Annotated in this window: 20 protein-coding genes; 12 read left to right on the top strand and 8 right to left on the bottom strand. The window is 36.8% G+C overall.

Features of this window, described 5'->3' with window-relative positions:
* Positions 1 to 4: 4 nt before the first annotated feature.
* Genes BUB25_RS09535 through BUB25_RS09525 form a run of 3 tightly spaced genes read right to left on the bottom strand, consistent with a single transcriptional unit; the run spans position 5 to position 2,583 of the window.
* Complete coding sequence (locus BUB25_RS09535; RefSeq protein ID WP_072943519.1) at positions 5 to 496, bottom strand: DUF4296 domain-containing protein; 492 nt, start codon at positions 494 to 496, stop codon at positions 5 to 7.
* A 9-nt stretch (positions 497 to 505) separates the two neighbouring features.
* Positions 506 to 1,846 (bottom strand): dihydroorotase, encoded by a 1,341-nt coding sequence (locus tag BUB25_RS09530; RefSeq protein WP_072943516.1) that lies wholly within the window; start codon positions 1,844 to 1,846, stop codon positions 506 to 508.
* A gap of 11 nt (positions 1,847 to 1,857) precedes the next feature.
* Positions 1,858 to 2,583, bottom strand: coding sequence for a polyprenol monophosphomannose synthase (locus tag BUB25_RS09525; RefSeq protein WP_072943514.1), 726 nt, complete (start codon positions 2,581 to 2,583; stop codon positions 1,858 to 1,860).
* A gap of 104 nt (positions 2,584 to 2,687) precedes the next feature.
* Here BUB25_RS09525 and BUB25_RS09520 point away from each other — a divergent pair, with 104 nt between their 5' ends.
* The 3 genes from BUB25_RS09520 to BUB25_RS09510 all read left to right on the top strand — a co-directional run bounded on the left by BUB25_RS09520 (position 2,688) and on the right by BUB25_RS09510 (position 4,762).
* Complete coding sequence (locus BUB25_RS09520; protein ID WP_072943511.1) at positions 2,688 to 3,359, top strand: DUF4271 domain-containing protein; 672 nt, start codon at positions 2,688 to 2,690, stop codon at positions 3,357 to 3,359.
* Positions 3,360 to 3,371: 12 nt separating this feature from the next.
* Positions 3,372 to 4,121, top strand: a complete 750-nt coding sequence (locus BUB25_RS09515) for a uroporphyrinogen-III synthase (protein ID WP_072943509.1) — start codon at positions 3,372 to 3,374, stop codon at positions 4,119 to 4,121.
* Between the two features lie 170 nt (positions 4,122 to 4,291).
* The gene (locus tag BUB25_RS09510) at positions 4,292 to 4,762 is read left to right on the top strand and encodes an Lrp/AsnC family transcriptional regulator (protein ID WP_072943833.1); all 471 of its coding nucleotides are present in this window, start codon (positions 4,292 to 4,294) and stop codon (positions 4,760 to 4,762) included.
* A gap of 174 nt (positions 4,763 to 4,936) precedes the next feature.
* On the opposite strand, the gene BUB25_RS09505 is transcribed toward BUB25_RS09510, so the two are convergent.
* Both BUB25_RS09505 and leuS read right to left on the bottom strand, forming a co-directional pair.
* Positions 4,937 to 5,623, bottom strand: coding sequence for a zinc metallopeptidase (locus BUB25_RS09505; RefSeq protein ID WP_106357438.1), 687 nt, complete (start codon positions 5,621 to 5,623; stop codon positions 4,937 to 4,939).
* A gap of 156 nt (positions 5,624 to 5,779) precedes the next feature.
* On the bottom strand, positions 5,780 to 8,653 hold the full coding sequence (leuS, locus tag BUB25_RS09500) for a leucine--tRNA ligase (RefSeq protein WP_072943507.1): 2,874 nt from the start codon (positions 8,651 to 8,653) through the stop codon (positions 5,780 to 5,782).
* A 216-nt stretch (positions 8,654 to 8,869) separates the two neighbouring features.
* Here leuS and BUB25_RS09495 point away from each other — a divergent pair, with 216 nt between their 5' ends.
* Genes BUB25_RS09495 through truB form a run of 4 tightly spaced genes read left to right on the top strand, consistent with a single transcriptional unit; the run spans position 8,870 to position 11,538 of the window.
* Positions 8,870 to 9,745, top strand: a complete 876-nt coding sequence (locus BUB25_RS09495; protein ID WP_072943506.1) for a cell division protein FtsX — start codon at positions 8,870 to 8,872, stop codon at positions 9,743 to 9,745.
* Between the two features lie 35 nt (positions 9,746 to 9,780).
* Positions 9,781 to 10,023 (top strand): DUF3098 domain-containing protein, encoded by a 243-nt coding sequence (locus tag BUB25_RS09490; protein WP_072943504.1) that lies wholly within the window; start codon positions 9,781 to 9,783, stop codon positions 10,021 to 10,023.
* Entirely contained in the window at positions 10,024 to 10,833 is an 810-nt protein-coding gene (locus BUB25_RS09485; RefSeq protein WP_072943503.1) for an undecaprenyl-diphosphate phosphatase, read from the top strand. It begins immediately after the preceding gene.
* Between the two features lie 6 nt (positions 10,834 to 10,839).
* The gene (truB, locus tag BUB25_RS09480) at positions 10,840 to 11,538 is read left to right on the top strand and encodes a tRNA pseudouridine(55) synthase TruB (protein WP_106357435.1); all 699 of its coding nucleotides are present in this window, start codon (positions 10,840 to 10,842) and stop codon (positions 11,536 to 11,538) included.
* A gap of 87 nt (positions 11,539 to 11,625) precedes the next feature.
* Here the strand turns inward: truB and BUB25_RS09475 are convergent, their stop codons facing one another.
* The gene (locus BUB25_RS09475) at positions 11,626 to 12,252 is read right to left on the bottom strand and encodes a thioredoxin family protein (protein ID WP_072943500.1); all 627 of its coding nucleotides are present in this window, start codon (positions 12,250 to 12,252) and stop codon (positions 11,626 to 11,628) included.
* 108 nt (positions 12,253 to 12,360) lie between these two features.
* Between BUB25_RS09475 and BUB25_RS09470 the strand changes: the two genes are divergently transcribed.
* The 4 genes from BUB25_RS09470 (at position 12,361) to BUB25_RS09455 (ending at position 17,165) form a co-directional block, all read left to right on the top strand.
* Positions 12,361 to 13,140: a patatin-like phospholipase family protein gene (locus tag BUB25_RS09470; RefSeq protein ID WP_072943498.1), complete on the top strand. Its 780-nt coding sequence runs from the start codon at positions 12,361 to 12,363 to the stop codon at positions 13,138 to 13,140.
* A gap of 68 nt (positions 13,141 to 13,208) precedes the next feature.
* On the top strand, positions 13,209 to 13,916 hold the full coding sequence (gene pyrH, locus BUB25_RS09465) for a UMP kinase (RefSeq protein WP_072943486.1): 708 nt from the start codon (positions 13,209 to 13,211) through the stop codon (positions 13,914 to 13,916).
* Between the two features lie 70 nt (positions 13,917 to 13,986).
* Positions 13,987 to 14,550, top strand: coding sequence for a ribosome recycling factor (gene frr, locus BUB25_RS09460; RefSeq protein WP_072943484.1), 564 nt, complete (start codon positions 13,987 to 13,989; stop codon positions 14,548 to 14,550).
* A 116-nt stretch (positions 14,551 to 14,666) separates the two neighbouring features.
* A complete protein-coding gene (locus BUB25_RS09455; protein WP_072943481.1) occupies positions 14,667 to 17,165 on the top strand; it encodes a DUF5686 family protein in 2,499 nt (832 codons plus the stop codon).
* 3 nt (positions 17,166 to 17,168) lie between these two features.
* Here BUB25_RS09455 and BUB25_RS09450 read toward each other — a convergent pair whose 3' ends face one another.
* Together BUB25_RS09450 and BUB25_RS09445 are read right to left on the bottom strand one after the other, a co-directional pair.
* A complete protein-coding gene (locus BUB25_RS09450; RefSeq protein ID WP_072943479.1) occupies positions 17,169 to 17,498 on the bottom strand; it encodes a DMT family transporter in 330 nt (109 codons plus the stop codon).
* A gap of 2 nt (positions 17,499 to 17,500) precedes the next feature.
* Entirely contained in the window at positions 17,501 to 19,771 is a 2,271-nt protein-coding gene (locus BUB25_RS09445; RefSeq protein WP_072943477.1) for a cation:proton antiporter, read from the bottom strand.
* Between the two features lie 195 nt (positions 19,772 to 19,966).
* On the opposite strand from BUB25_RS09445, the gene BUB25_RS09440 reads away from it, so the two are divergent.
* On the top strand, positions 19,967 to 22,387 hold the full coding sequence (locus BUB25_RS09440) for an efflux RND transporter permease subunit (protein WP_072943474.1): 2,421 nt from the start codon (positions 19,967 to 19,969) through the stop codon (positions 22,385 to 22,387).
* Positions 22,388 to 22,500: the final 113 nt, after the last annotated feature.

Raw genomic sequence — 22,500 nt, 5'->3', positions numbered from 1 at the left:
AGTCTTATTTCAAAGCGTCTTTTTTTAGCAAAGCTTGTTTTACCAAATTTTGCTTCTTAAACTGCGTTCGCTTAGGATTCACAGTATCTTTTTTAGCCAAAGAATCTTTAGCAATTTTTGCCTTTTTAAGCTTTGTTTTTTTCTTGTTTTCTAATTTCACCAAAGAATCTGCAACGGCTTTTTCTTGGTCGATGCGTTTTAGGATTTCATCAGACATGGCTTTATACTCCACGTAATCAGCAGCATAATACCTATTGTTTTGAGCAAATTGAGCGCTATCAATTTTATATTTTTTAAAGATAAATTCGGCAGGATTTGTTTTGTAATTCTCCACCGAAGTCGGATTTTGATATTTTATGGCTTCCAAAAGCGATAAATCATACATAATATTCACCATAACAGCTCTTTCAATAAGGCGTTCCGGTTTTTCTACTACCTCCTCTTTACAGCTACTCAATACTATAAGAAGCACAAAAATTGACATCGCTTTTTTCATATTTTGCTTTTATCGATCAAACAACAATCGTTTTCCTGCTTTAATTTCTTTTACTTTAAATGCCGTGTAAACTAATTGTCCGTTTACAAAAGTATGGGTAATTCTGGATTTAAAGGTAAAACCTTCAAATGGAGACCAACCGCATTTTGCCAAGATATTTTCTTTCTTCACACTCCAAGGCAAGCCCGGATTGACGATAACTAAATCGGCATAATAGCCTTCTTTGACAAAACCACGTTTTTCAATTTTGAAAATTTTAGCCGGATTGTGACACATTTTCTCCACAATTTTCTCGATGCTGATTTTCCCTTGATGAAAGGCTTCAAACATTGCCACAACAGCATGCTGTACCAGCGGCCCGCCTGAAGGCGCTTTAAGATAAGGCAGTTTTTTCTCTTCCAGAGTATGAGGCGCATGATCTGTAGCAATTACATCAATTCTACCATCGAGTAAAGCTTCCCAAAGTACTTTTCGATCATTGGCCGTTTTCACTGCAGGATTCCATTTGATTAAATTCCCTTTGGTGGCATAATCGTCATTGGTAAACCATAAATGATGCACGCAAACTTCGGCCGTGATTTTCTTGTCTTCCAATGGAATTTTATTGGTAAACAACTCCATTTCCTTGGCCGTTGAAAGATGAAAAATATGCAAACGCGCTCCTGTTTTCTTGGCCAGCGCAATCGCTTTTGACGAAGAAATATAACAAGCCTCTTCAGATCGGATCAAATGATGTACGCTAACCGGAACATCTTCACCATATTCTGCAATATATTTTTCTAAATTATTTTTTATTGTAGCCTCGTCTTCGCAATGTACCGCAATAAGCATGGGCGTACTGGAAAATATTTTCTCCAAAGTCGCCTCATTGTCCACAAGCATATTTCCGGTTGAAGAACCTAGAAATATTTTGATTCCCGCTACATTTTTTGGATTTGTTTTCAGAACTTCCTCGAGATTATCATTGGTAGCTCCCATCATAAACGAATAATTCGCATAGGATTTTTCGGCTGCCAATTGGTATTTTTCTTCTAATATTTCCTGAGTAACCGCATTAGGAATAGTGTTAGGTTGTTCTATAAAAGACGTAATTCCACCGGCCACAGCCGCTCTGGACTCTGACTCAATATCTCCTTTGTAAGTAAGACCCGGTTCTCTAAAATGCACCTGATCGTCAATTGCTCCTGGAATCAGGTAATTCCCTTCGGCATCAATGATTTTACAATCCGAAGATTTCGCACTAATGCTTTCTGAAATCTCAACAATTAAGTCATTCTCAATTAATACATCGCCTTCAAAAATCGCCCCTTCATTTACTATTTTGGCATTCTTAATTAAAACCCTATTCATTGTTTTCTATATTATAAAATATTAACTAATTTTTTCAATCTCAAAGAAATCACCCCAAAAACGGCTTCAACAATAATTGAATTGCTCATTTTGGATTGTCCTTTGGTTCTATCGGTAAAAATAATGGGAACTTCCACAATTCTAAATTTATTACAATAGGTTCGGTATTTCATTTCAATTTGAAAAGCATAACCCACAAATCGTATTTTATTCAAATTGATTTCTTCCAAAACCTGTCTTTTATAACAAACAAAACCTGCGGTTGCATCATGAATTTTCATTCCTGTAATAAAACGAACATAGACTGACGCAAAATAAGACAGCAACACTCGGCTTAAAGGCCAGTTGACCACATTTACACCGGTAACATATCGCGATCCGATGGCCAAATCAGCATCACCAAAATGACAGGCATCGTACAGTTTTTGTAAATCATTAGGGTTGTGGGAAAAATCGGCGTCCATTTCAAAAATATAATCGTATTTTTTCTCTAATGCCCATTTAAAACCATGAACATAAGCGGTTCCTAAACCGGACTTTTTCTCTCGTTTTTCCAAAAATAACCTTCCGCTAAATTCCGATTGTAATAACTGAACCTTAGCTGCGGTATGATCCGGAGAATTATCGTCAATGATAAGCACATGAAAGAGTTTGTGTTGCGAAAGCACTGATCTGATAATGCTTTCGATATTTTCAATTTCGTTATAGGTAGGAATTATAACAATACAATCGTTCATATTTCTAAAAAATTTCACCGCAAAAGTAACCTTTTTATAGCATTTGATTCATAATAAAATTATAATAAAAGATTGACACAAAAAATTAGTAATTTTGCCTCGCTATGATTGAACATGTACTTCATCCCAGAATAACCGAAAACAAAGACTGGATCACGCTTTTATTCGTGCTGTCGTTTGCCATTATTGCCATAACCAAGTCTGTTTATGAAAATCGATTTGGCGATTTTATAAATCTATTGTTTTCCGATAAATATTCAAAAATATACCGAGACAGCAGCCACCTGAAAAGCGGTTTCACCATTTCGTTATTCCTTGTTCAGGTCATCTCTTTTGCCTTTTTTATTCAATTCTCGTTGAGTCTTTTTGGTTATGCTTCCAAAACAGATTGGATACTTTATATCCAAATCGTCACCTTTCTAATTTTCTTTATTCTATCTAAATATCTGATCGAAAAAATAATTGCCACCGCATTCAACATTGAGGAATTTGTTGAACAATTTAACTTACAAAAAGTCACTTATCGAACTTATATTGGGCTTTTTATACTCCCAATCAATGTTATTTTGTTCTATCACGACAGCATCTCAAAAAATATTCCGTTAATTATCATATTGATGATATTGGTTTTCAACATATTGGCTTATTTGATCTCAATAAAAAACTATCAAAAACTAATATTCAGTAAGTTGTTTTATTTTATTTTATATCTTTGCACTCTCGAAATAGCACCTTATTTTTTTATGTATTATTGGTACACAAAAGGGAGCACTTAGAAAAGTTAAAATATGAAAGTGAAAACAATTTTGGTGTCACAACCCGAGCCTAAAGTGGAAAATTCTCCTTACTTTGAGCTCCAACAAAAGCATAAAGTTAAAATTGATTTCAGACCTTTTATCCACATAGAAGGAGTTAATGCCAAAGAGATTAGACTTCAAAAAATCGATCTTAATCATTATACTGCAATTATTTTAACGAGCAGAAACGCGGTAGATCATTTTTTCAGAGTCGCTGATGAAATGCGCTTCAAAATTCCCGAAGGATTAAAGTATTTTTGTCAATCAGAAGCAGTTGCTTTTTACCTACAAAAATATGTGGTGTACAGAAAACGTAAAATTTACGTTGGAGCTAAGGATTTTGCCGATTTATCACCGTTGATCAAAAAATACAAAGACGAAAAATTCCTTTTGCCCGCTTCAGATCAATTGAATGCAGATGCGCCAATTACTCTTAACGGATTAAAAGTGGACTGGACTCAGGCGATCTTTTACAAAACAGTGATGAGCGATCTTTCTGATTTGGCCGACGTTTATTATGATATTTTAGCGTTTTTCAGCCCAACGGGAATAAAATCTTTGTTCAAAAATTTCCCGGATTTCAAACAAAACAACACCAGAATCGCTGTTTTTGGAAGCTCAACTCAAAAAGAAGCTTTAGATCACGGATTAAGAATTGATATTCTTGCTCCAACTCCAGAAACTCCTTCGATGACAATGGCGTTAGAAAAATACATCAATGAAGCCAATAAAGGAAAATAATCCTTAATTCTGTTTCAAGTTAAATCATAAAAAACCATCAGTTCTGCTGATGGTTTTTTTATAGCTAAATTTAATTAAAATTATAAATCCACCAATAAACTGTTGATTTTTATTTAAATTTGGTTAAAATTTACAACCAAACTATTGTTTTTAGTTTCAAAAATAAAACCATGAAAATCAACTCGCTGACAGTAGAAATTGACGGTATCGACAAAGAAATCCTAAGATCTTTAATGGAAGACGCCAGAAAACCAATCCTGCAAATTGCCAATAAAATAGGAATCTCGGGAGCCGCTATTCATCAGCGATTGCGAAAACTGGAACAATCAGGTGTGATTTCGGGCTCTAAATTTGTCGTAAACCATAAAATACTGGGATACAACACCATGGCTTTTGTAGGTGTTTATCTTGACAAAGCCGCCAGAAATCCCGAAGCAGTAAAAGAATTACGAAAAATCCCTGAAGTCTTGGAATGCCATTATACCACCGGGAATTGGTCGATATTAATCAAGATTATCTGTAGAGACAATGAGCATTTAATGCAATTATTGAATACTAAAATCCAAGCCATAGAAGGCGTTTCCAGAACAGAAACCTTCATCTCATTAGACCAACAAATCGACAGGCAGATACAACTGTAAAAAGATTTTATCCCTTTATGACTCCTCTATGAACTTTGTCATTTCGACGAAGAAGAAACCACATCATCCGAAAATCTTTCTGCGATTTCTCCTTCGTCGAAATGACAAAATGGAAACAAAAAAACCGTCTCGTTATCTTAACGAGACGGTTTCTTGCTATAATTTCCCAAAGATTTAATCTCTTCTTCCTCCCATATAAATAGAAACATAATATAATAAGGTAGCAATAGAACCTAAGGCAGCAACCACATAGGTTCTGGCAGCCCATTTCAAGGCGTCTTTTGCTCCCGCTTGTTCTTGTTGCGTAAGCATTCTTTTATTCTCTAACCATGCCAAGGCGCGATGACTGGCATCATACTCTACCGGTAAAGTAATTACCGAAAACAAGGTCGTGGCAGCAAACAATATAATCCCGAACAACAATAATCCCGGAAATGTTTTTAGCATCAAAATTCCTCCTAGTAAAATCCATTGCATATAACTAGAGGCCACATTGACAAAAGGAACCAACTTAGAACGCATCGTAAGCCATTCATAACCTACGGCATGCTGAACCGCATGACCACATTCGTGAGCAGCAACAGCCGCCGCCGCAGCATTGCGCTGATTGTAAACCGCCTCACTCAGATTCACCGTCTTATCCATAGGATTGTAATGATCCGTTAATCGTCCCGGCGTAGAGATCACTCGAACATCGCGAATCCCATTATCAGCCAGCATTTTCTCGGCAATTTCAGCACCTGACATTCCGTTTTGCAAATGTAATTTAGAATATTGCTCAAATTTACTTTTTAGCCTTGAACTAACTAACCAGCTAAAAAGCATAATTGCTCCTGCAAGAATTAAATAACCCATTCCCATATTTCTTAGTTTTTATAAAGTTACAAAGGAATCATCAAATTGTACACCAAATTTAAAAAATGCCAATTTGACATTAGTTAAATTAATGCCAATAAAAAATCCAAATCCCAACAGATGTCAGAATTTGGATTTTTAAAAATTGTAGTTTTTATATTTTTAACCCACCAAATTGATGATTTTTCCAGGAACAATAATTACTTTATTCGGTGTTCTACCGTCTAATTGTTTTATTGTTCTTTCGTCTTTCATGATGATTTCCTCGATTTTCTCTTTGGTTAAATCCAAAGGCAATTCGATGGTAAAACGCATTTTCCCATTGAAAGAAACCGGATATTCCTTGCTGCTTTCTACTAGATGTTTTGGCTCAAAAACCGGAAAAGGCACCGTAGCGATTGATCCTGAATTTCCTAACAAACTCCACAATTCTTCGGCTATGTGTGGCGCATAAGGCGAAATAACAACTGCCAATGGTTCCAAAATCGATCTTGAATGACAGCCTTGAGCAGATAATTCATTCACACAAATCATAAATTGTGAAACAGAGGTATTGAAAGAGAAATTCTCGATATCATCCGCCACTTTCTTGATGGTTTTGTGCAGCGATTTCAGGTTATCTTTTGTTGGTTCTTCATCAGTAACAATCAAACCATTATCATCAAAATACAAACGACACAGTTTTTTCAAGAAACCAAATACTCCCGAAATTCCTGCCGTATTCCAAGGTTTTGCTTGTTCCAATGGTCCTAAGAACATTTCGTACAAACGCAAGGTATCTGCACCGTATTCTTCACAAATTGTATCCGGAGTTACCACATTGTATTTGGATTTCGACATTTTCTCGACTTCGCGACCTACAATGTATTTGCCGTTATCATCTAAAATGAATTCGGCATTTTTGTAATCCTCTCTAAAGTTCTTGAATTTTTCAATATCTAGTTCATCCGATGCATTTACGAAATTGACATCTGTATGAATAGGCTGTACGTTTTGTCCTTCGATTTTATTTTTAGAAATGAAAGTATTCGTTCCTTCTAACCTATAGACAAACGCACTCATTCCCAAGATCATTCCCTGATTGATCAGTTTTTTGAAGGGTTCTTCGGTAGGTGCAAAACCTTTGTCTTTTAAGAATTTATTCCAAAAACGGGAATACAACAAGTGACCTGTCGCATGTTCATTTCCACCAATGTATAAATCCACACTTTCCCAATATTTCAAAGCTTCCTTGCTGGCAAATTCATTTTCGTTATGCGGATCCATATAGCGCATCCAGTAAAATGAACTTCCTGCCCAACCTGGCATGGTGTTCAATTCTAATGGAAAAATAGTGGTGTTATCAACCAAACTTGTTTCAACCACTTTGTTATTTACGCTGTCCCAAGCCCAAACTACGGCATTTCCTAAAGGTGGCAAACCGTCTTCGGTTGGTAAATATTTTTCTACTTCGGGTAAGATAATAGGTAAATGTTTCGCATCAATCATTTGTGGCAAACCATTCACATAATACACCGGAAAGGGTTCTCCCCAATAACGTTGACGAGAGAAAACAGCATCACGCAAGCGGTAATTCGTCTTTCCTTTTCCTTGATTTAATTTTTCCAGTTCTTCAATGACTTTTTTGGTCGCTTCCTTATAATTCATGCCATTTAGGAAATCAGAATCTACTAGTTGAAAACCTTCTTTGGCTCCAAAAGCAGCTTCTGAAATATCTTTATCAAAAATATTTTTGATTTCCTGCATGCCGTTTTGACCTTTAAAGAAATTCGCAAAAGCATAATCTCTTTCATCTCCGCAAGGAACTGCCATCACCGCGCCTGTTCCATAACCTGCGAGAACATAATCTCCAATCCAAACCGGAATGGATTCTTTAGTAAAGGGATGTTCTGCATACGCTCCGGTAAATACGCCCGAGATTGTTTTTACATCCGCCATACGCTCTCTTTCGGAACGTTTTGCCGTTTTTTCGATATAAGCTTCAACAGCCGCTTTTTGTTCAGCAGTCGTGATTTGAGCCACCAATTCGTGTTCTGGCGCCAAAGTCATGAAGGTCACACCAAAAATAGTATCAGGACGCGTTGTGAAAACATCAATAACATGAGATTGCTTCACTTCGTTCGCAATGACATTAAAAGAAACCATCGCTCCTACTGATTTTCCAATCCAGTTTCTCTGACTTTCCTTAATGCTTTCGCTCCAATCGATATCATTTAAACCCAGTAACAAACGTTCCGCATAAGCCGAAATTCGCATGCTCCATTGGGTCATTTTTTTTCGAATAACTGCATAACCCCCACGCTCCGAAACTCCGTTTACGATTTCGTCATTGGCCAAAACCGTTCCTAATCCCGGACACCAATTCACTTCGGTCTCTGCTAAATAAGTCAAACGGTATTGCAACAAAATTTTCTCCTGTTGCTCTTTTGCGAAAGCGTTCCATTCAACAGCCGAGAAATTTTCTATGTTGTCATCGCAAACGGCATTTACGGTTGCATTTCCTTCTTTTTCGAAAATGGAAATTAAAGTCGAAATATCCTCTGCCTTATCGCTGTTTTTATTGTACCAAGAATTAAATAATTGGATAAAAATCCATTGGGTGTGTTTGTAATAATCCGGGTTTGAAGTTCGCACTTCACGTGCCCAATCGAATGAAAATCCTATTTTATCCAATTGCTTTCTGTATCCTGCAATGGCATTTCCTTCTTTATCAAATCCACCATCAATATTTACACGAGTCGTATCTTCAGGTCGCTGTCCTGTTTGGATGGCGTATTGCTCCGCTGGTAAGCCAAAACTGTCGTAACCCATTGGGTGCAATACATTAAAACCTTGATGTCTTTTGTATCTTGCATACACATCCGAAGCAATGTAACCCAGCGGATGCCCTACATGCAGTCCCGCACCGGAAGGATAAGGAAACATGTCCAAAACATAGTGCTTTGGTTTTTCAGAATTATTTGATGCAGCAAAAGTTTGATTTTCTGCCCAATACTTTTGCCATTTGGCTTCTACTTCGTTCGGATTGTATTTCATTCTCTTTAAAATATGTTTTTTATGGAATCAGCTTGTGCTAAACTACAGCCTCCCATTAGGTTCAAAGTTGCAAAGTGACAAAGCCGTATCGGTTTTCCGACAATGAATTATCAAGCGGCAAATTTACGTTTATTGTACGAAAGTCAAAACTTTGAGCGTTATTAACTTTAAATAAAGAAATTCTTTATTATTTTTACCCCATAATTAAAATAAACTATGAGTTCTTCATTTGATAAGTTTCAAAAACGCAGGTTAATTTCCTCTTATTTTTCGGTGGTACTAAGTGTATTCTTGGTTTTATTTTTACTGGGCGTATTAGGCCTTTTCATTATAAATTCGAAAAAACTGGCTGACGATTTTAAAGAAAAAATTGCCATGACAGTCTTTTTCAAGAACGAGGCCAATGACACTATCCTAAAAGCTTTTGGAGAACAACTTAAAATTGCTCCTTATGCCAAGTCGAATGTGTATGTTTCCAAAGAAGCTGCCGCAAAACAGCATACGGATATCATAGGCGAGGATTTCATGACCTTTCTGGGCGAAAACCCTTTGCAAAATTCTTACGACATTCACTTGAAAGCTGATTATGTCGTTAAAGACAGTATTGCAAAAATTGAAAAACAACTGCGAACAAATCCTATGATCGCTGATATTGTGTACGACAAACAATTAGTAAATCTGGTAAATGACAACATCAAGAAAGTGAGTATGTGGATTTTAATCATCAGCGGATTCCTTACTTTCATAGCCGTTTTATTAATCAACAGCTCCTTGCGTTTGTCTATTCATTCTAACCGCTTCATCATTAAAACCATGCAAATGGTGGGTGCTACAAAAACATTCATTAGAAAACCTTTTGTAATGCGCAGCATCAAATTAGGAATGATAGGATCCGGTTTAGCCATCTTGGCATTGATTGGTTTATTGATTTATGTAGAAACCAGTTTCCCTGATCTGGGAATCCTTGACGATAAAATATTGATTCTTTTGGTTTTACTGGCGGTTTTTGGAATCGGAATTTTAATCACTTGGTTGAGCACTCATTTTGCCACTCAACGATTCTTAAACTTAAGAACTGACGATTTATATTAATTAGGATTTTAAAAAGACATTATAATTCAGCATCAATGAAAAACAACAACCCAAAACACGAATTCCTTTTCGGAAAAATAAATTACAAAATTCTATTGATTGGGATTGGCGTAATTGCTCTAGGATTTATTCTAATGTCTGGAGGAGGAAGTGATGATCCTAATGTATACAGCGATGCGATCTTCAGTTTCAGAAGAATTCGTTTGGCTCCCACTACCGTTTTAATTGGTTTTGGAATCACTGTTTATGCCATACTAAAGAATCCCAACAAAGCATAAATGAATACATTACAAGCGTTTTTAATTGCAATTATCGAAGGATTGACTGAATATCTTCCTGTTTCCTCAACTGGCCACATGGTATTTGTCAGCTCTTACTTTGGTATCCAAGAAGATGATTTCGTCAAACTTTTTCAGGTTTCCATTCAATTTGGAGCCATTTTGGCGGTAGTCGCTCTTTATTGGAAGAAGTTTTTCGACTTTTCTAAATTCAATTTCTATATTAAATTGGCCGCAGCGGTCATTCCAGCTTTGGCACTAGGAAAACTATTCGATGACAAAATCGAAGCCGTTCTGGGTAATCCGATTCCTATTGCTATTGTATTAATCCTTGGTGGAATCATCTTGCTTTTTATTGACCGTCATTTTCAAAATCCAACTGTTGACCGAGAAGAAGACATCACGATAAAAAAAGCTGTAAGCATTGGGTTTTGGCAATGCCTGGCTATGATGCCCGGAACAAGCAGATCAGCAGCATCCATCATTGGCGGAATGCAACAAGGACTAAGCCGTCATGCCGCAGCCGAATTCTCTTTTTTCCTAGCGGTTCCCACCATGCTGGCGGTAACCTGTTATTCGGTTTTTTTAAAAACCTATGAAAGCTCCCAAATGAAAGGCTATGAACTCATCTTAAAATCCGATGAGAATATTAAAATGTTTCTAATTGGAAACGTAATTGCCTTTATTGTGGCGGTTTTGGCCATTAAATTTTTTATTGAAATTATCAAAAAATACGGCTTCAAACCTTGGGGTTGGTATCGAATCATTGTTGGTTCTTTTTTACTTATCTATTTCACATACCTAAAATAAATCCCCTTGCTAACTCCCGAAGACTATTTAAACGGACAAATTTTACTGATTGACAAGCCTTTAAAATGGAGTTCTTTTCAGGCAGTGAACAAAATAAAATATGCGCTGATCAACAAACTGGGGCTTCCAAAGAAATTCAAGATTGGGCATGCCGGGACTTTAGATCCGTTAGCATCCGGTTTATTGCTAATTTGTACGGGGAAATTCACCAAAAGAATCTTTGAACTTCAAGGACAAGCCAAGGAATATACCGGGACTTTCTTCATAGGAGCTACGACACCTTCTTATGATTTAGAAACCGAAGTGGACCAAATTTTCCCAACAGAACATATAAATGACGTATTAATTCACGAAACGGTGAATCAATTTTTGGGCGAAATTGACCAAAAACCACCTGTTTTCTCGGCCATTAAAAAAGACGGCATTCGTCTTTATGAACATGCCCGTGCTGGTGTTGCTGTAGAAATAGCCAGCAGAAAAACAAGTATTCATGAATTTGAAATCACCCGAATAGCGCTTCCAGAAATTGATTTCAGGGTGGTTTGCAGCAAAGGAACCTACATTCGTTCCCTAGCGTATGATTTTGGAAAAGCCATGCAATCCGGTTCCCATCTGACTGCTTTGCGCCGAACTAAAATTGGCGACTATGACGTGAAAAATGCCATAGAAGTTACGCTTTTCGAAGAGAATTTAAAATCCAAATAATCTTTTAAATCCCTAAAAAAACAATAGCACTGTTGCTATTTATACCAACAGTGCTATTACATATTTTACCTAAAATAAGAAACCCAATCACTTTTCATGATCATCAACAGTATCAATATCAAGCATCATATCCAATAATTCATTCTGGGTAGAAATCCCTTTGTCATGAAGGTACCACAATTGCAAATCAGTTTTAGCCTTTTCATCAACAACGCCATGTTCTTTTTTATAATTCTGTATTAAATCCGAAGCTCCTTTTGGTCTTGGTCCCCAATGAGCCAAAGCACCGCCTGTTGCTCTGTTGATGAGAATTAATTTAGGAATGGCTCGGCCTTTATTTGTCAAAAACAAATCCATCAATTCTAGATTTTCATCTCTAAGCACAACTTTTAATTCAATTTTGCCCTCAGATGCAACAGCCATTTTATTAAAAACCGGCAATAATTGCGCAGCATCACCACACCAGCCTTCAGAAATCACTAACCACAGATAGTCTTTTCTCAAAGATTTTAGTTTCTGACTTACTTCGTCTGATACTTTCAATGTTTTTTCCAAACGATTCATTCGAGTCTCGTTCAAGTGACTGTAATTAGTAAGTTCTTCAGACTGTTCGTTCCCCGTAGATTTTTCTTCAAGCAACAAATCAGTAACTATTTTTCGGTATTCCGGATAGGAATAACTCTTAAACAAGGCTTTAGCAATAGAGGCTTTCATAGTTTTTAATTATTTATGTAAAGTTAGAACAAAATACTAATTTAAAACATGACAAAAATCACTTTGAGAGAAACAAAAACTGTAATTTTATAAAAAAGAAAAACAAAGATGAATCTGAAAACAAAATCGATTGGTTTAGCGCTTTCAGGCGGTGGAACAAAAGGTTTGGCCCATGCGGGTGCCATTAAATTCTTAGAAGAAAAAAACATTCGCCCCAATCGAATTGCAGGTACAAGTGCCGGATCTATCGTGGGAGCGATGTATGCTTGGGGGAAATCGCCGGAGGAAATCCTGGAGTTTTTTAAGTCCATATACCTTTTTCATTGGAAACACCTCACTTTCAAAAAAGCGGGCTTAATCGATTCCTCCTCTTTTATAGACTATTTTAAAAACGTTTTTGAAGATGCCGTTATTGGAGATTTAAAAATCCCCACCCAAATCACGGCAACAGATATGATAAGAGGAAAATTAAAAATATTCGAACCGGAAACCAAAATCATTGATGCCCTTATTTCTTCTTCGGCTTTTCCGGGAATTATATCTCCATTTGAGATAAAAGGAAATCATTATAGCGACGGAGGGATTTTGAATCATTTTCCAACCGATATCTTACAGGGACGTTGCGAAACCATAATAGGTATTTATGTCAGTCCGATTCAAAAGATTGAAGCCAAAGATTTAAATTCGATTAGAGCCGTTACCACCAGAGCATTTGATATTCTTTCTGAAAACTCAAACAGCCAAAAATTCAACATCTGCGACTGGATTATCGAACCCAAAGAATTAAGTGTTTTTAGCACATTTGAAACTAACAAACTCAAGATGGATTCTATTTTCAACCTTGGCTATCAAGCGGCCAAAAACACTTATGAAAAACAAAATCTATAAATTTTGAGCGACACTATTTCAAAAAAAAAGAATATGCCTATATTTGCACCAAACAACTCAACATAGACATGAAATATAAAAGAATTCTTCTAAAATTAAGCGGTGAAGCCTTGATGGGTGAGAGACAATATGGTATTGATCCTGTAAGATTAGCCGAATATGCCGAAGAAATTAAAAAGATTCACGACAAAGGGGTGGAAATCGCTATTGTTATAGGTGGAGGAAATATCTTTAGAGGAGTTGCAGGGGCAAGTAATGGAATGGACAGAGTGCAGGGAGACTATATGGGAATGCTGGCCACAGTTATCAATGGAATGGCTTTGCAAGGCGCCTTAGAAGACAAAGGAATGCTGACCCGATTACAAACCGCATTAAAAATAGAAGCCATTGCCGAACCTTATATTAAAAGAAGAGCCGTTCGTCATCTTGAAAAAGGAAGGATTGTAATTTTTGGAGCCGGAACCGGAAACCCCTATTTCACTACCGATACAGCAGCTGTTTTGCGCGGAGTTGAAATCCATGCCGATGTAATCCTGAAAGGAACCCGAGTGGATGGCGTTTACGATTCTGATCCTGAGAAAAATGCTTCTGCGTTGAAATTTGATTCCATTTCGTTTGAAGACGTGCTTAAAAAAGGCCTGAATGTAATGGATACTACCGCTTTCACCTTGAGTCAAGAAAACAAATTACCGATTGTAATTTTTGACATGAATAAAGAAGGTAACCTTTTGAAAATCTGTGAAGGAGAAAACATAGGAACCGAAGTAAATATATAGTTAACAGTGTTCAGTTGTCAGTTTGCACTGATAACTGAACAGTGATTACTGAACACTAAATAAAAAGACTATGACTGAAGAAATTGAATTTATATTAGATAGTACTAAAGAATCTATGTCAGGTTCTATTGCTCACTTAGAAAAAGAATTCTTAAATATTCGTGCCGGAAAAGCATCACCTGCCATGTTAGGAAGCGTTTTTGTTGACTATTACGGTTCATCTACACCACTTTCTCAAGTAGCCAAAATCAGCGTTCCTGATGCAAGAACAATTACTTTGCAACCTTTCGAAAAAAACATGTTGCAAACCATCGAAAAAGCGATTATGATTGCCAATATTGGTTTTAACCCAATGAACAATGGTGATTTGATCATCATCAGTGTTCCGCCTTTGACAGAAGACCGAAGACGCGAATTGGCCAAACAAGCAAAAGCGGAAGCAGAAGACGCTAAAATAGGAATTAGAAATTCCCGTAAAGATGCCAATACTGATATTAAAAAATTAGAAAAAGAAGGAACCTCAGAAGACATTTGTAAAAGTGCCGAAGAGGAAGTTCAAAACCTAACCAATAGTTTCATCAAAAAAATTGACGAACTTCTTGCAGTAAAAGAAGCCGAAATCATGAAGGTGTAACTTTTGACCTATAACATCAAAAATCCGTCTCGCTTAAATAAGCAGACGGATTTTTTTATTCTTATTTTTGCGGCAACAAAACGAAATTGTAATCGTTTTGTAATAAAACGGTATCTATGAAGCATTTTTGGCTGTTGCTCTTATTATTTACGCTTTCGCTTCAGGCACAATTTCAAATCAATGGAATTGTCAAAGAAGCCGTAACCCATAAACCGCTCCCTTTTGCCACAATTATTTCGAATGACGGATCCAATACCGTTACTGATGTGGACGGAAAATTTACCGTTTTTTCAAAAATAGCCATATCAAATCTCCGAATTTCCTATCTTGGTTTTACAACCGTCAAGGTTGTTATGGAACAAAATAAAAATTATTATACCGTTTTCCTTTTACCCAAAAGGAATGATTTAAACGAAGTTCTAATTCCACATGAAAACCCCGCTCTTGCAATAATAAAGAAGACAATTGAGAGCAAAAACAACAATAATCCGCAAAACAGACTAAAAAGTTTTGATTTCAAATCTTATAATAAACTCATCGTTACCGCTAATCCTGACTCCATTTCCGGAAAAATAGATTCTGTTTTTGTAGAGAAATCCATAGGAAAAGTATTCTCTAAAATTGATTCTTCGGCTTATAAGTTTAAGGAAATCATAAACAAACAGCACTTATTTCAAACGGAAAAAGTATCTCAATATCAATACGCCGATCATAAATTGAAGGAAACTATTTTAGGGACAAAAATGGCCGGTTTTAAACAACCTATTTACGAAATCCTTGGTTTCAATTTACAATCCTTCTCCATTTACGACTCCAGCTACGAACTCTTTGAAACCAAATACAACAGCCCTCTCGCAAAAGACGCTTTTAAGGATTACAACTACAAATTATTGGATACCGTTTCCATCGATGGTAGAAACTCCTACATGGTTTATTTCAAGAACAAAAAGAAAAGAAAAGCATCTGGCCTAGAAGGCGTTCTATACATCGACCAAAACAGCTATGCCATTTCCAAAGCCATCATGCGCATAAAAGGAGTGCTGGACATCAGCGGAATTCATGACTTCCAGTACATTGACGCAGAAAATATTTGGTTCCCGATACGCAAGACATTTAAAATCATCAAAGGAAAAAATGATGATGACATCAAAATCCTTGGCGGTACGATACAATTTGACGGCGACGTCGAAAAAGATTTCAAAGTCCGAAAAAAAACAGCTACTGATTATGCTTACCTCCTTTCTGAAACCAATAACTTCGACTTCCATTACAATGTGCCCGTCGAAATTAAAAAAAGCAGCATTTCGATCGAAATTAAAGACGATGCCATTGACCAACCCGAAAGTTTTTGGAACGCTTACAGAAAAGACAGCCTAGACATTCGAAGCCAAAAAACCTATTTGGCTTTGGACAGCATCGTTATCAAAAAACGAATTGAAAGCAGAATCCGTTTTGGCAGAAAGGTGGTCAACGGCTATATTCCAATGGGTGCTGTAGACCTGGATTTACGCAGAATATTCCGCTATAATAATTATGAAGGTTTCAGACTCGGGATTGGCGGAACCACAAATGAAAGATTCTCCAAAACATATAGGATTGACGGATACGCTGCTTATGGAACAAAAGACGGAGAATTCAAATACAATCTGGGCATAGCTGCCCGTGTGGGTCAGTTTTCTAATTCATGGATTGGCGCTTCGTATACTGACGATGTTCGGGAGATTGCGAGCACCTTATATTCCATTGAAAAAAGACCGTTCAAACTCTATGATCCAAGGCCAATAAACATAAGCACTTTTTACAATTATGTGAGCTGGAAAACCTTTTTAGAAACCAAAATCATCCCCAAAACCGAAAGCAAATGGGAACTTTCTCATTCAGCTATCGAGCCTAAATTCAATTATACTTTTAATCATGACGGCACTTTATACACTAATTATGTAATAACCGCAGCGATGGTTTCGTTGCAATGGAATCCTTTTAGTGATTATATGCAAACTCCAAGTGGTAGAATTGAAGTCGATAAACGTTTTCCGAAATTTACTTTTCAATTTACCCAATCCTTGCCAAAAATAGCCTCCAATGATTTTGAATTCAGCAAAATTGACTTTAAAACTGAATTTGAAAAGAAATACTTGAACGGTCAAAAAACCAATTTACTTCTCGAAGCCGGATATGCCTTAGGCGATGTTCCGCTGACCCATTTGTACAACACCTCGCCTAATAATATCACGAAAGAAACCATTATACAAAGAATCACTTTTGCAGGTAGAAACAGCTTTGAAACCATGTATTTCAATGAGTTTTTCTCCAGCGAATTTGTTTATTTCCAGTTCAAACACGGCTTCAAGCGAGTTGCGCTTTTCTCGAAAGTAAAGCCATCCTTGGTCTTGGTTTCCAGAATGGCATGGGGAAATTTACAAAAACCCGAACAGCATTTGGGCTTGGATTACAAAACCTTGAATGAAGGCTTTTTTGAATCCGGAATCGAACTCAACCAAATTTTGAACGGCCTGGGATTGACCGCTTTTTATAGATACGGTCCCAACGGCCTACCCAAGTTTGAGGACAATATTGCCATCAAACTGAGTTTTGTTTTTAATCTCGGACTATAACATTTAATGGCTCGACACAAACTTCAACCCTATAATAGACGCAATTAAGGTAGTGATAAAGAAAATCCTCCAAAAAGTGGCCGGCTCCTTAAATATAAATATGCCCACCAATACCGTTCCCACAGCGCCAATTCCGGTCCAAACCGCGTAAGCCGTGCCAATAGGCAATTCCTGCGTCGCTTTGTAAAGCAGCAGCATGCTTATGCTAAGGCAAACTAAAAACCCCAACATCCAATAAGTAGAAACCATTCCGCTGGTTTCTTTGGCTTTGCCCAAACAAGAAGCAAAACCTACTTCAAACAGACCGCCTATTATTAATAAAATCCAATTCATAATTAATGTTTAAGAATTAAAACCGATGGAACTTCACTTAACCAAATGCTGCGCGAATCTACCAGTACTTTCCAGCTTTCCAGACTAATTAACATCAAGTCCTGTTCGTCCAAAAAATCTTTTTTGATGATTTGATCATCAATTAAACCTATATTATTAGGATATTTTTGTTCTAAAGAGGCTATGGCGCTTCCCATAACAAAATTAGTATTGATGTGTCCATTTACATCCAAAATCACTATTTTAGAGTTGTTGTTGTAAATTAATTTCTGCGCATAATCAATCAAAAAGGAATCTTCCGGACTGAAAATAGGAATAAAAACCTGATTTACTTCCTGCAATTCTTTGTCAATCAAAATCCCTATTGGCATCTTGGTTTTAGAAATAATCTGTCTTGTTCGTTCATCAAATGGAGAATTTTCAAAAAGCCCTTCTTTTCCGGTAAATTTATCAATCAATCGATCCGGATTAATGATTCTTGTTGTAAAACCAATTACTTTCCCCAGGATTGTTCCTTCAAAAATTGATTTTCCCAAGCCTACTAACAACAAGTCATAATCCCCCTGATTTGCAACATCGGCAATTTCTGTTTCTATGTCAGTGGTCGCTTTGAATATCGTAGTGATTTCTTGATTTAAAATTTTTGATTCTTTAACGATAGGAATAAAACTACTTTTTTCCTTGTCTTCTATATTATAAGGATTCATCTCATCGCTCAATGACAAATGCATGACCGTGATGGTCGACTGTTCTTTTTGTTTTTTCATTAAACTATGAGCCAATCGCAAAAGCGACTTCCCTTTCTCGTTATTGCCAAACGAAATTAATATTCGATATTTTTTATGCTTGGTCAATTCTACAATTTCAGTACTATCCTTGGTTTTAAAGATATAATTGATCAAATCCAAAGCCGGACCGGTCATAAATGTGGTTACTAAGGCCATAATTACCATCATCGTAAAAACTTCGGGAGTCAGGACTTTAAGCTCTAATCCAATGTTTAAGACAATTAATTCCATTAATCCCCTGGTATTCATCAAAGCACCAATGGTCAAACTGTCACGCCAGTTTTGCCCGACAAATTTGGCCGCAAGCGCGCTTCCCAAAAATTTACCTACAACAGCTACCAGAATAATGAAACCAGTCACTTTCCAAAGATAGGGATCGTTAATAAGGCCTATTTCTGTTTTCAAACCTGTGAAAACAAAAAACAACGGCAATAAAAGAATAACCGCAACATCCTCCACTTTTTCAATGAATATGGTTCTAAATTTAGCTATGTCCGGCATAATGGCACCGGTCATAAAAGCGCCAAATAAGGCGTGAATTCCTATCACTTCGGTAGCATAAGAAGAAAGGATAAGTATCAGAAAAAAAATCGCTACTACCGGTTTGACTATAGCATCTTTTGAACCATACAAATCTCCTATCCTCTTCAGGAAAGGTTTGACTATAAAAAGCATCACAACAACATAAATCATTGCTAAACCTATAATGTATAATGAACTCACAAAAGTCCCTGCTTTTACGATTGCAATTACAACAGCCAACAAACACCAAGCCGTGATATCATCGGCGGCGGCACAAGTGATGACAATAGCGCCCAATCTGGTTTTATGAATGCCTCTTTCCTGAACAATTCGTGCCAAAACAGGAAAGGCGGTGATGCTCATGGCAATTCCCATAAACAAACTAAAGGAAAGAAATTTTACACCTTCGGGAGCAAACCTATTGTAAACAAAATAAGCCAGCCCGATTCCTAATGCAAATGGAATAACAATACTGGCATGACTGATCACAACCGCTTCATTGGCTTTGTTTTTCAATACTTTCAAATCCAGTTCCATCCCTATGACAAACATGAAAAGTATCAGTCCTATTTGACTCAAAAACTTAAGATTCCCTAAGGATTCCACCGGAAATAAAGCGGCCGAAAAATCCGGAAAATACATCCCCAACAACGAAGGTCCAAGAATAATTCCCGCTATGATTTCGCCAATTACAGAAGGTTGACCAATTTTTTTAAAGATCCAACCACAAAAACGGGCCACCAGGATAATCGTAATAATCTGTACCAAAAGAATAGCCAGAGGATCCTGAAAATTATGCATCATTGACATTATAAAATCATCCCAAGACGCTTTTCCAGACTCTGGAGTCCCAATTACTTCACGGGCTTCTAAATGTTTTCCCTGTTCAATAATCCAATAAATTAATGCCGTAAAACCGCCCGTAACACCAAAATAAAATAATGCGTTTTTATAATTCTTCATACTTGTTTTTAAAATGAAATCCTCAACTCCGATAAGCAAAGATGAGAAAATAAAATATATAATTTATAACTCAAAAAATTATCTTATTGTAAAATACAAAAACTTCGTATTACTTAGACTTACAAAATAAAAAAGACTATAAATTTCATGATTCATAGCCGTTTTAATTACCTTTGCAACCGTTAAATATGACTTATGATCAAGTGGTTTAGTTTAGGATTTTGGGAATTGATAGCCCGATTAATCCTGAGAAATAGAATAATTATTTTGTGCGGAATTGTTTTTATAACAATTTTATTAGCCTTACAATGGAAAAACGTAAAATTTACCCAAACCGAAGCCAATCTTATTCCCGCGGATGACAAGGTAAATGTTGACTACGATCATTTTCTTAAAAACTTCGGCGAAGAAGGAAATCTGATCGTAATCGCGACCAAAGACCCTAAGTTATTTACTCCAAAAGTTTTCAAAGCCTGGAGTACACTTATGGAAAAAATCAAAAGCGACAAAGAAGTAAGTCTGGTCATTTCAGTAGACAATCTTCAACAGCTAGTCAAAAATGACTCACTGCAGGCCTTTGAATTAAAACCTTTCGTAAATGCTGAAAAAGTAAATGACGCTGCTTACTTAAGCCAACTGAAATCGGATTTTTTCAACAAACTTCCTTTTTATGATGGTTTACTTTTTAATAAAAAAACAGAAGCGGTTCGTTCAGCCATTTATCTGGATAAAAAAATTGTCAATACCAAAGCCCGTAAAGACTATGTCCTTCACAAATTTATTCCTGAAATAGATAAATTTTACAAGGAAACAGGTATTAAGCCACATGTCTCAGGCATGCCCTATATCCGAACACTTAATGCCAAAACCATTACAGATGAAATTGGTCTGTTTATAGGCGCCGCTTTATTAGTAACCTCACTTATTTTCTTTTACTTTTTCCGTTCGTTCAGAGCGACTCTTACTTCTCTGCTTATTGTGATTATCGGAGTAATGTGGTCTTTCGGGATCATGGGCGGAATGGGTTATGAAATAACGGTGCTTACCGCCTTGGTACCTACATTGGTCATTGTGATAGGAATCCCGAATTGTATTTTCTTTATCAACAAATACCATCAGGAATACCATAAACACGCCAACAAAGCCAAAGCACTGCAACGTGTGATTACCAAAACCGGTACAGCTACCCTGATGACCAATCTTACCACTGCCGTGGGTTTTGCAACTTTTATCATCACAAACAATGCACTGCTTGAAGAATTTGGGGTGGTTACCACCATCAACATTCTTGCAATTTACACCTTAAGTTTATTGATCATCCCAATATTTTTCAGTTATTTCCCGCCTCCAATACCGAGACACCTTAACCATTTGGAGCGCAAATCACTGACTTCTTTTTTCAACTGGATTATCAATACAGTAAAATACAGACGTTTTTCGGTTTATGTAACTTCAGTCATTTTATTGGTTTTCGGAATTATAGGCATCTATGAAATTAAAATCTCAGGAAGCCTTATAGAAGACATGCCTAAAAAAACCGAATTCTTTGACGACATCCGTTTCTTCGAAAAAGAATTCGACGGGGTAATGCCTCTCGAAATAATGATTAATACCAAAAAGCCAAACGGAGCAATGAAACTTACCAATCTGAAAAGAATGGAAGAATTGCAGGAAACGATCACTGAAATCCCCGAACTTTCTAAACCGCTGTCGATTGTTAATGTAGCCAAAAGTTTCAAACAAGCCTATTATAATGGAAATCCTGAGTTTTACGAATTGCCTTCTTCACAGGAAGAAGCATTCCTACTTCCTTATATTAAAAATTCGCTCAAAAACACAAAAGACAATCAACTGAAAAGCTATATCACCGATGACGGAAGTATCGCCCGAATGACTGCTTTTATCAAAGATGAAAACGGCGAAAAAATGGAGGCCATCGAATCCCAGATTCGCGCAAAAGTCGATAAGATTTTCCCTTCCCCAAAATACGAAGTGATTATTACCGGAAAGGCATCGGTGTTCCAAAAAGGGACAAAATACCTGCTTGACAATTTATTATCCTCATTGCTTTTTGCTTTTGCCCTAACCGGCGGTCTGGTGGCAATTATGTTCCGTTCCTTCAAAATGGTATTGGTATCTATCATCCCAAATTTATTGCCATTATTGATGACGGCAGGTCTGATGGGCTTTTTGGGAATTCCGTTAAAACCGTCTACCTTATTGGTTTTCGGTATCGCATTCGGAATGTCCGTAGACGACACCCTACGCTTCTTGGCACAATACCGATTGGAACTTGGAAGAAACAACTGGAAAATAAAAAAAGCCGTTTTTGCCACGTTTGAAGATTCGGGCATCAGTATGTTCTATACCTCAATTGTATTGTTCTTTGGCTTCTCTGTATTTATGCTGTCCAGCTTTGGCGGAACGGTCGCGCTTGGAGGGCTGGTTTCCATAACTTTATGTTTTGGTATGCTATCCAATCTTGTTTTATTACCTTCATTGGTACTGACATTAAACAAAACACTGGCGAATCAGCAGGAGTTTATCGAGCCAACAATAGATATCTTAGAACATTCCGACGAAGAAGTTGACGAATTAGAACGAAAAAAGAATTAATATTTTCAGGAGCTTTTTCCCGCTTTACACTTCAATCTTTTTATCTCGTTAAAAAACGAGATAAAAAGGATTTTCGTTTCAATCGGGGCTAGGGAATTGTGCAAACTAAACTC

The sequence above is a fragment of the Flavobacterium granuli genome (assembly GCF_900129705.1).
Taxonomy (GTDB): domain Bacteria; phylum Bacteroidota; class Bacteroidia; order Flavobacteriales; family Flavobacteriaceae; genus Flavobacterium; species Flavobacterium granuli.
The sequence above is the reverse complement of the archived record's forward strand: the minus strand, read 5'-3'. Positions and strand labels throughout refer to the sequence as shown.

Bases quoted from the DNA above. Each gene is read 5' to 3' on its own strand.
- BUB25_RS09535 (WP_072943519.1), bottom strand. From the start codon at position 496: ATGAAAAAAGCGATGTCAATTTTTGTGCTTCTTATAGTATTGAGTAGC.
- BUB25_RS09530 (WP_072943516.1), bottom strand. From the start codon at position 1,846: ATGAATAGGGTTTTAATTAAGAATGCCAAAATAGTAAATGAAGGGGCG.
- BUB25_RS09525 (WP_072943514.1), bottom strand. From the start codon at position 2,583: ATGAACGATTGTATTGTTATAATTCCTACCTATAACGAAATTGAAAAT.
- BUB25_RS09520 (WP_072943511.1), top strand. From the start codon at position 2,688: ATGATTGAACATGTACTTCATCCCAGAATAACCGAAAACAAAGACTGG.
- BUB25_RS09515 (WP_072943509.1), top strand. From the start codon at position 3,372: ATGAAAGTGAAAACAATTTTGGTGTCACAACCCGAGCCTAAAGTGGAA.
- BUB25_RS09510 (WP_072943833.1), top strand. From the start codon at position 4,292: ATGAAAATCAACTCGCTGACAGTAGAAATTGACGGTATCGACAAAGAA.
- BUB25_RS09505 (WP_106357438.1), bottom strand. From the start codon at position 5,623: ATGGGAATGGGTTATTTAATTCTTGCAGGAGCAATTATGCTTTTTAGC.
- leuS (WP_072943507.1), bottom strand. From the start codon at position 8,653: ATGAAATACAATCCGAACGAAGTAGAAGCCAAATGGCAAAAGTATTGG.
- BUB25_RS09495 (WP_072943506.1), top strand. From the start codon at position 8,870: ATGAGTTCTTCATTTGATAAGTTTCAAAAACGCAGGTTAATTTCCTCT.
- BUB25_RS09490 (WP_072943504.1), top strand. From the start codon at position 9,781: ATGAAAAACAACAACCCAAAACACGAATTCCTTTTCGGAAAAATAAAT.
- BUB25_RS09485 (WP_072943503.1), top strand. From the start codon at position 10,024: ATGAATACATTACAAGCGTTTTTAATTGCAATTATCGAAGGATTGACT.
- BUB25_RS09475 (WP_072943500.1), bottom strand. From the start codon at position 12,252: ATGAAAGCCTCTATTGCTAAAGCCTTGTTTAAGAGTTATTCCTATCCG.
- BUB25_RS09470 (WP_072943498.1), top strand. From the start codon at position 12,361: ATGAATCTGAAAACAAAATCGATTGGTTTAGCGCTTTCAGGCGGTGGA.
- pyrH (WP_072943486.1), top strand. From the start codon at position 13,209: ATGAAATATAAAAGAATTCTTCTAAAATTAAGCGGTGAAGCCTTGATG.
- frr (WP_072943484.1), top strand. From the start codon at position 13,987: ATGACTGAAGAAATTGAATTTATATTAGATAGTACTAAAGAATCTATG.
- BUB25_RS09455 (WP_072943481.1), top strand. From the start codon at position 14,667: ATGAAGCATTTTTGGCTGTTGCTCTTATTATTTACGCTTTCGCTTCAG.
- BUB25_RS09450 (WP_072943479.1), bottom strand. From the start codon at position 17,498: ATGAATTGGATTTTATTAATAATAGGCGGTCTGTTTGAAGTAGGTTTT.
- BUB25_RS09445 (WP_072943477.1), bottom strand. From the start codon at position 19,771: ATGAAGAATTATAAAAACGCATTATTTTATTTTGGTGTTACGGGCGGT.
- BUB25_RS09440 (WP_072943474.1), top strand. From the start codon at position 19,967: ATGATCAAGTGGTTTAGTTTAGGATTTTGGGAATTGATAGCCCGATTA.